Origin of the sequence: Pseudomonas antarctica (assembly GCF_900624995.1) — a bacterium.
Classification (GTDB): Bacteria; Pseudomonadota; Gammaproteobacteria; order Pseudomonadales; family Pseudomonadaceae; genus Aquipseudomonas; species Aquipseudomonas antarctica.
This window is the reverse complement of sequence record NZ_UYXQ01000186.1, coordinates 1-5,392: the sequence shown is the minus strand read 5'-3', so window position 1 is coordinate 5,392 and position 5,392 is coordinate 1. Positions and strand designations below refer to the sequence as shown.

The following is a 5,392-nucleotide window of genomic DNA, read 5'->3' as shown; positions in this document are numbered from 1 at the left end:
GAGTCAGAAAGGGTTGTGAAGGCTGACACACAACCATAGATGCTACGACAGAAAAGAGAACCCGTGCTGTGCTGGCGGGTAAACACGGTCAGAATAGTAGGAGCTGGATTGACCGAGAAAGCGGTGGGTAATGCCGCTCATGTGTAGCTACCACAGCACATACTCGAGCAAGCCCGCTCCCACATTGGGATCTCATTACATCAGCTAGATAGGGTGGTGCTCTGCTTCTGCCTTGCCTTTGCTTCTACCACTCAGGTCCGTGCTCTTGCTTTTGATCTTGATCTGAGGCGCCCCGTTAACTACGCTGGCCTTCGTTCTGGCATGCCGAGCCTAGGCGAGGCACTGAGTGGTGGGGCAAGAGCCCTTTTGGTCACTTTTGGCTGGGCCGGCATTCAGGGCTCTTTTCCAAAAGTGACCCGCCGTAAGGGCGGAACCCATAGCCGCCGTTACCGCAGCAACGGATATGTACTCATATCTACCAAAAAACTCGTCATCGGCCTAGCACGACACAAAAAGTTGTGTAGATACCGATGCTGTGATGGGGCCATCACTGACACCAGCAATCACTCCACTCGAGTTTCCCCGGTGTACACCAAGGTATGCCGGCACCGCCGACACAAATACCGGCGCCCCTGGTTCACCAACCCATGGCGCTGGGCTGAAAACGGAAAATCACTGTCGGCACACGGGCAGCGGTAAATATACCGGGTCACTTGCCGACGCTTGATTTCATAAGTGTGGCAACGATCCGGCGGCAGCTCGTAAACGCCGCGCATGATCAACTGCCATTCCTCGCCATGCGGCTGGATGCGCTCACCAAACAATTGATGGGCGATCAGGTGCGCAACCTCGTGGGCCACGGTCTGTTTGAGGAAGTGCTGGCTGTTTTCACGGTATAGCTGTGGGTTGAAACGCAGCAGGTTCTCGTGCAAATGCGCGACACCGGCCTTCTGGCCCCGCAGCTTGAGGCTGACCTGGGGGCGTTTGAAGCTTCGTTTGAAAAAGGATTCGGCTTGCAGGAAACAATCTTCGACGCGGGTATTGAGTTGCTCGGGCATGCTGACCATATCTCCAGAGACGTCCAGTATGCCCCAAAAGCGAGTATTTCCGAATCTGTCAGGCGCCGAATGGTCATGCATAACGCACAAAGCCACCTCGCGGTGGCTTTGCCTACGGTTCTATCCGCTTAGTTGGTGTAGATCGGGCCAACGCCCAAGCCCCAGACGATCACGGTAAACGCCATGATCGCCACCAGCACCACCAAGCCTACAGCGAGCACTGAACTGGAAAACAGGAAGCCCTCGTCCGGGTCGATGCTCATGAACGTCGGCAGCCCGACATAGAGCAGGTACACCGTGTAGCAAATGGCCGCCGTGCCCACCACCATCCCCAGCCACATATGCGGGTACAGCGCCGACAGCCCGCCGATAAACAGCGGGGTCGCGGTGTAGGTGGCAAACGCCACACAGCGCGCCATGCTGGGGCTGGCGTCGTAGGTACGGGCCATCCAGTGAATGAACGCGCCCATCACCGCCACACCGCCGAGCATGGCTGCGTACGACATGATCGTCATCCACAACGCACTTTCCTGGGTCAGCATGACTGGCGCGCGGTTGCCAATAACCCAGCCGACCTGAGTGGTGCCGATAAAAGCGGAAACGGCGGGAATCGCCGCAAGAATCAGGGTGTGAGTGAGGTACATGTGGCCGATACTTTCTTCTTTATCGCCACTAATTTCCCGCCATTCCTGGTCGGGATGGGTAAACAGCCCCACGACGTGATGGATCATGCCAGTCACTCCTGTCGTTATTACCATCGCCCCCCAGCGGAGCGCCCACGGGCCAAATGGCCTCAAAGGTCCTGGATAGTTTGTGCGACCTTACGTCGCAGTATAGGAACTGATGACCGGAAAAACTGTGGGGCTTTAGAGCAAATTGCGCTGTAAACGTTGGCCCTAATCGCGGCGGGGTCTGTAGTTGGCGATGCAAGCCCCTCCCACATTGGAACTCAGTCGGTCATGAAGGTAAAATACCCGGCTTTTCGTCACACACCTCTAGCGGATCCAAGCGCCATGGGCACCCTTACGGTCAACCAGAACAAACTGCAAAAACGCCTGCGTCGCCTGGCCGGTGAAGCGGTCGCCGATTTCAACATGATCGAGGAGGGCGACAAGGTTATGGTCTGCCTCTCCGGCGGAAAAGACAGCTACACCCTGCTTGACGTGCTGCTGCACCTGCAGAAGGTTGCACCGATCAAGTTCGAGATCGTCGCCGTCAACATGGACCAGAAACAACCGGGCTTCCCCGAACACGTCTTGCCTGCTTACTTGAAAGCCCTGGGCGTCGAGTACCACATCGTCGAGAAAGACACGTATTCGGTGGTCAAGAAGCTTGTTCCTGAAGGCAAGACCACCTGTTCGCTGTGTTCGCGCCTGCGCCGTGGCACGCTCTACACCTTTGCTGATGAAATCGGCGCGACCAAGATGGCACTCGGTCACCATCGCGATGACATCGTTGAAACCTTCTTCCTCAATATGTTCTTCAACGGCTCGCTCAAGGCCATGCCGCCCAAACTGCGCGCTGACGACGGGCGCAACGTGGTGATCCGCCCGCTGGCGTATTGCAACGAGAAGGACATCCAGGCTTATTCCGACTTCAAGCAGTTCCCGATCATCCCGTGCAACCTGTGTGGCTCCCAGGAAAACCTGCAGCGCCAGGTGGTCAAGGACATGCTGGTGGACTGGGAGCGCAAGACCCCAGGCCGTACCGAAAGCATCTTCCGCAGCCTGCAAAATGTGATCCCGTCGCAGTTGGCCGACCGCAATCTGTTCGACTTCACCCGCCTTAAAATTGATGAGACCGCCGCGTCGCGCTTCGTCAATGTTGTGAACCTCTAATACTTTTCAACGCTCTGAAAGACGGCGCTCACGGGCGCCGTTTTCAATTCAAATCCCAGGAGAGGGCATGCGCGATTACAAGTGGCTGCACGAATATTGTCTGAACCGTTTCGGTTCGGCGGCCGAGCTGGAAGCCCACCTACCTGTCCCCAAGACCCCGGCGCAACTGCGCAAGATCAGTGATGACCGCTACCTGTCGACCCTGGCGCTGCGCGTGTTTCGTGCCGGGCTTAAGCACAGTGTGGTCGATGGCAAGTGGCCGGCTTTTGAGCAGGTGTTCTTTGGCTTCGACCCGGAAAAGGTCGTGCTGATGGGCGCCGAGCACCTGGAGCGTTTGATGCAGGACGCGCGCATCATTCGTCACCTGGGCAAACTCAAGAGTGTGCCGCGCAATGCGCAGATGATTCTGGACATCGAGCAGGAAAAGGGCAGCTTTGGCGCATTTATCGCCGACTGGCCAGTGACCGATATCGTTGGCCTATGGAAGTACCTGAGTAAACACGGTCACCAGTTGGGCGGGCTCTCGGCGCCACGCTTCTTGCGCATGGTGGGCAAGGATACATTTGTGCCGAGCGATGACGTGGTGGCCGCGTTGAATGCGCAGAAGATTGTCGACAAGGCGCCGACCAGCCTGCGGGATTTGGCCACGGTGCAGGGCGCGTTTAACCAGTGGCATGCCGAGAGTGGGCGGCCGATGTGCCAGTTGTCGATGATGTTGGCTTACACCGTCAACCATTGAGACCGAGGTGATGCCTTCGCGAGCAAGCCCGCCCCACATTCGCCCGCACTCCAAAGGATGTACGCGGACATAGGTGGGAGCGGGCTTGCTCGCGAAGACTGACTATCAGGCGCCGAATCTCTATCAGGCCTCAGCCAACCGCCGATTCAACTGATGCCGCCACCGCACATACAACAACGCGGTGCAAAACACCGCCAGGCTCGCGAGCATTTCCAGCACCCCGAACCACTGTCGGTTCGGGTCATACGCGGCCAGCGCGCCCTTGATGAAATACAAATTCACCGCAAAGCACATCCACGAATGCCCGCGCGCGCTGCCCATCAGCATGCCCGGCGCCAGCACCAGCAGCGGCACCAGTTCGATCAGCAGGATCACCCACGGGCGTGCGCCGTGCAGGTCGGCGATGAACAGGTAATACCCGCACAGCAACCCCACCAGCCCAAGAAACGCCAACAGGCTCAACACGCGTGCCACCTTGACCCGTGGCTCCAGCCACGCCTGCGGCGGCAGGACCTTAGGCTTTCTGGCCACGGCCGTTCTCCAGCAGCATGGCCGTGTTGGCCAGGCGCAGGCCCAGGGCGCGACACAGGGTGATTTCGTGCGGGTCGAGCATGCGCTTACCGTCAGGCCCCGAGTGATGGCTGGCGCCATACGGCGTGCCGCCGCCTTGGGTGTCGAGCAGCGCTTGTTCGCTGTAAGGCAGGCCGGTGATCAGCATGCCGTGGTGCAGCAGCGGCAGCAGCATCGACATCAAGGTGGTTTCCTGGCCACCGTGCAGGCTGGCGGTGGAGGTGAACACCCCGGCGGGCTTGCCCACGAGCGCGCCGGTCAGCCACAGGTTGCTGGTGCCGTCGAGGAAGTATTTGAGCGGCGCCGCCATATTGCCGAAACGCGTCGGGCTGCCCAGGGCCAGGGCCGAGCAGTTTTTCAGGTCGTCGAGGCTGGCATACAGCGCCCCTTCGTCCGGGATGCTCGGCGCCACGGCTTCGCACTCGGTGGAGATCGCCGGCACGGTACGCAGTCGCGCTTCCATTGCGCCTTGCTCGATGCCCCGGGCAATCTGCCGGGCCATTTCGCTCACCGAGCCATTGCGGCTGTAATACAACACCAGCACATACGGCGCGGTCACGGCAGCAGCTCCAGCACGTTTTCCGGCGGGCGGCCAATGATGGCTTTATCGGCGGTTTCCAGGATCGGGCGTTCCATCAGCTTGGGATGTTCGGCGATGGCAACAATCAGTTGCGTTTCACTGAGGCTGGCGTCGGCCAGGTTGAGGGTTTTGTATTCGTCTTCGCCGGTGCGCAGCAGTTGGCGTGCGCTGATGCCCAACTTGCCGAGCAGGGCCTTTAATTGCGCGGCGTTCAGGGGCGTTTCCAGGTAGCGCACGACGGTGGGATTGAGGCCGCGGGCTTCCAGCAATTCGAGCGCACCGCGGGATTTCGAGCAGCGCGGGTTGTGATAAAGCGTCAGATCGGTCATGTGCGGGTCGCATCTTGCGTAAGGTGGCGGGTATTCTACCTGCGCAGCGTCCCGTCCTTAAACCGTAAGAGGCGATAGGTCGCAGCCAACGTTCATTTTTTGCGAAGGATTACCCCATGACAAGGCGACTGATCGGTGTATTGGCGATCATCACAACCCTGCTGCTCAGCGGCTGCGGTAACGACTACGGCGTTGACCAGTACGGCAAGAAAGTAGCGTCCGAGCGCTTGGACAAGCAATGGGCGGTGGTCAACTACTGGGCCGAATGGTGTGGCCCG

Annotated in this window: 7 protein-coding genes and 1 pseudogene; 3 read left to right on the top strand and 5 right to left on the bottom strand. The window is 59.1% G+C overall.

The annotated features are described in order from the left end of the window. Positions 1-563: 563 nt before the first annotated feature. Both E0F99_RS28645 and E0F99_RS28640 read right to left on the bottom strand, forming a co-directional pair. Positions 564-1,058, bottom strand: coding sequence for a SprT family zinc-dependent metalloprotease (locus E0F99_RS28645; RefSeq protein ID WP_056861886.1), 495 nt, complete (start codon positions 1,056-1,058; stop codon positions 564-566). A gap of 128 nt (positions 1,059-1,186) precedes the next feature. Beyond that, on the bottom strand, positions 1,187-1,789 hold the full coding sequence (locus E0F99_RS28640) for a Yip1 family protein (protein WP_083358888.1): 603 nt from the start codon (positions 1,787-1,789) through the stop codon (positions 1,187-1,189). Positions 1,790-2,071: 282 nt separating this feature from the next. On the opposite strand from E0F99_RS28640, the gene ttcA reads away from it, so the two are divergent. Beyond that, positions 2,072-2,896, top strand: coding sequence for a tRNA 2-thiocytidine(32) synthetase TtcA (gene ttcA / locus E0F99_RS28635; protein ID WP_083358887.1), 825 nt, complete (start codon positions 2,072-2,074; stop codon positions 2,894-2,896). A gap of 67 nt (positions 2,897-2,963) precedes the next feature. After that, entirely contained in the window at positions 2,964-3,635 is a 672-nt protein-coding gene (locus tag E0F99_RS28630; RefSeq protein ID WP_083358886.1) for a DNA-3-methyladenine glycosylase I, read from the top strand. Positions 3,636-3,758: 123 nt separating this feature from the next. On the opposite strand, the gene E0F99_RS28625 is transcribed toward E0F99_RS28630, so the two are convergent. From E0F99_RS28625 to arsC, 3 genes are read right to left on the bottom strand one after another with little or no spacing between them, the layout of a single operon-like run. Continuing rightward, entirely contained in the window at positions 3,759-4,166 is a 408-nt protein-coding gene (locus E0F99_RS28625; protein WP_083358885.1) for a DUF2069 domain-containing protein, read from the bottom strand. After that, positions 4,150-4,764 carry an NAD(P)H:quinone oxidoreductase gene (gene wrbA, locus E0F99_RS28620; protein WP_083358884.1) on the bottom strand — a complete coding sequence of 205 codons (615 nt, stop codon included), beginning with the start codon at positions 4,762-4,764 and terminating at the stop codon, positions 4,150-4,152. Before wrbA ends, E0F99_RS28625 begins: the two co-directional genes overlap by 17 nt. Further along, complete coding sequence (gene arsC / locus E0F99_RS28615) at positions 4,761-5,114, bottom strand: arsenate reductase (glutaredoxin) (RefSeq protein ID WP_083358883.1); 354 nt, start codon at positions 5,112-5,114, stop codon at positions 4,761-4,763. The genes wrbA and arsC overlap by 4 nt, the downstream gene beginning before the upstream one ends. A gap of 116 nt (positions 5,115-5,230) precedes the next feature. Here arsC and E0F99_RS28610 point away from each other — a divergent pair. Then, positions 5,231-5,392 (top strand): annotated as a pseudogene (locus E0F99_RS28610) (TlpA family protein disulfide reductase); the annotation flags it as partial.

What these genes read in the sequence shown, in the direction of transcription:
- E0F99_RS28630 (WP_083358886.1), top strand. Translation starts at nt 2,964, where the DNA reads ATGCGCGATTACAAGTGGCTGCACGAATATTGTCTGAACCGTTTCGGT.
- E0F99_RS28640 (WP_083358888.1), bottom strand. Translation starts at nt 1,789, where the DNA reads ATGATCCATCACGTCGTGGGGCTGTTTACCCATCCCGACCAGGAATGG.
- ttcA (WP_083358887.1), top strand. Translation starts at nt 2,072, where the DNA reads ATGGGCACCCTTACGGTCAACCAGAACAAACTGCAAAAACGCCTGCGT.
- E0F99_RS28645 (WP_056861886.1), bottom strand. Translation starts at nt 1,058, where the DNA reads ATGCCCGAGCAACTCAATACCCGCGTCGAAGATTGTTTCCTGCAAGCC.
- arsC (WP_083358883.1), bottom strand. Translation starts at nt 5,114, where the DNA reads ATGACCGATCTGACGCTTTATCACAACCCGCGCTGCTCGAAATCCCGC.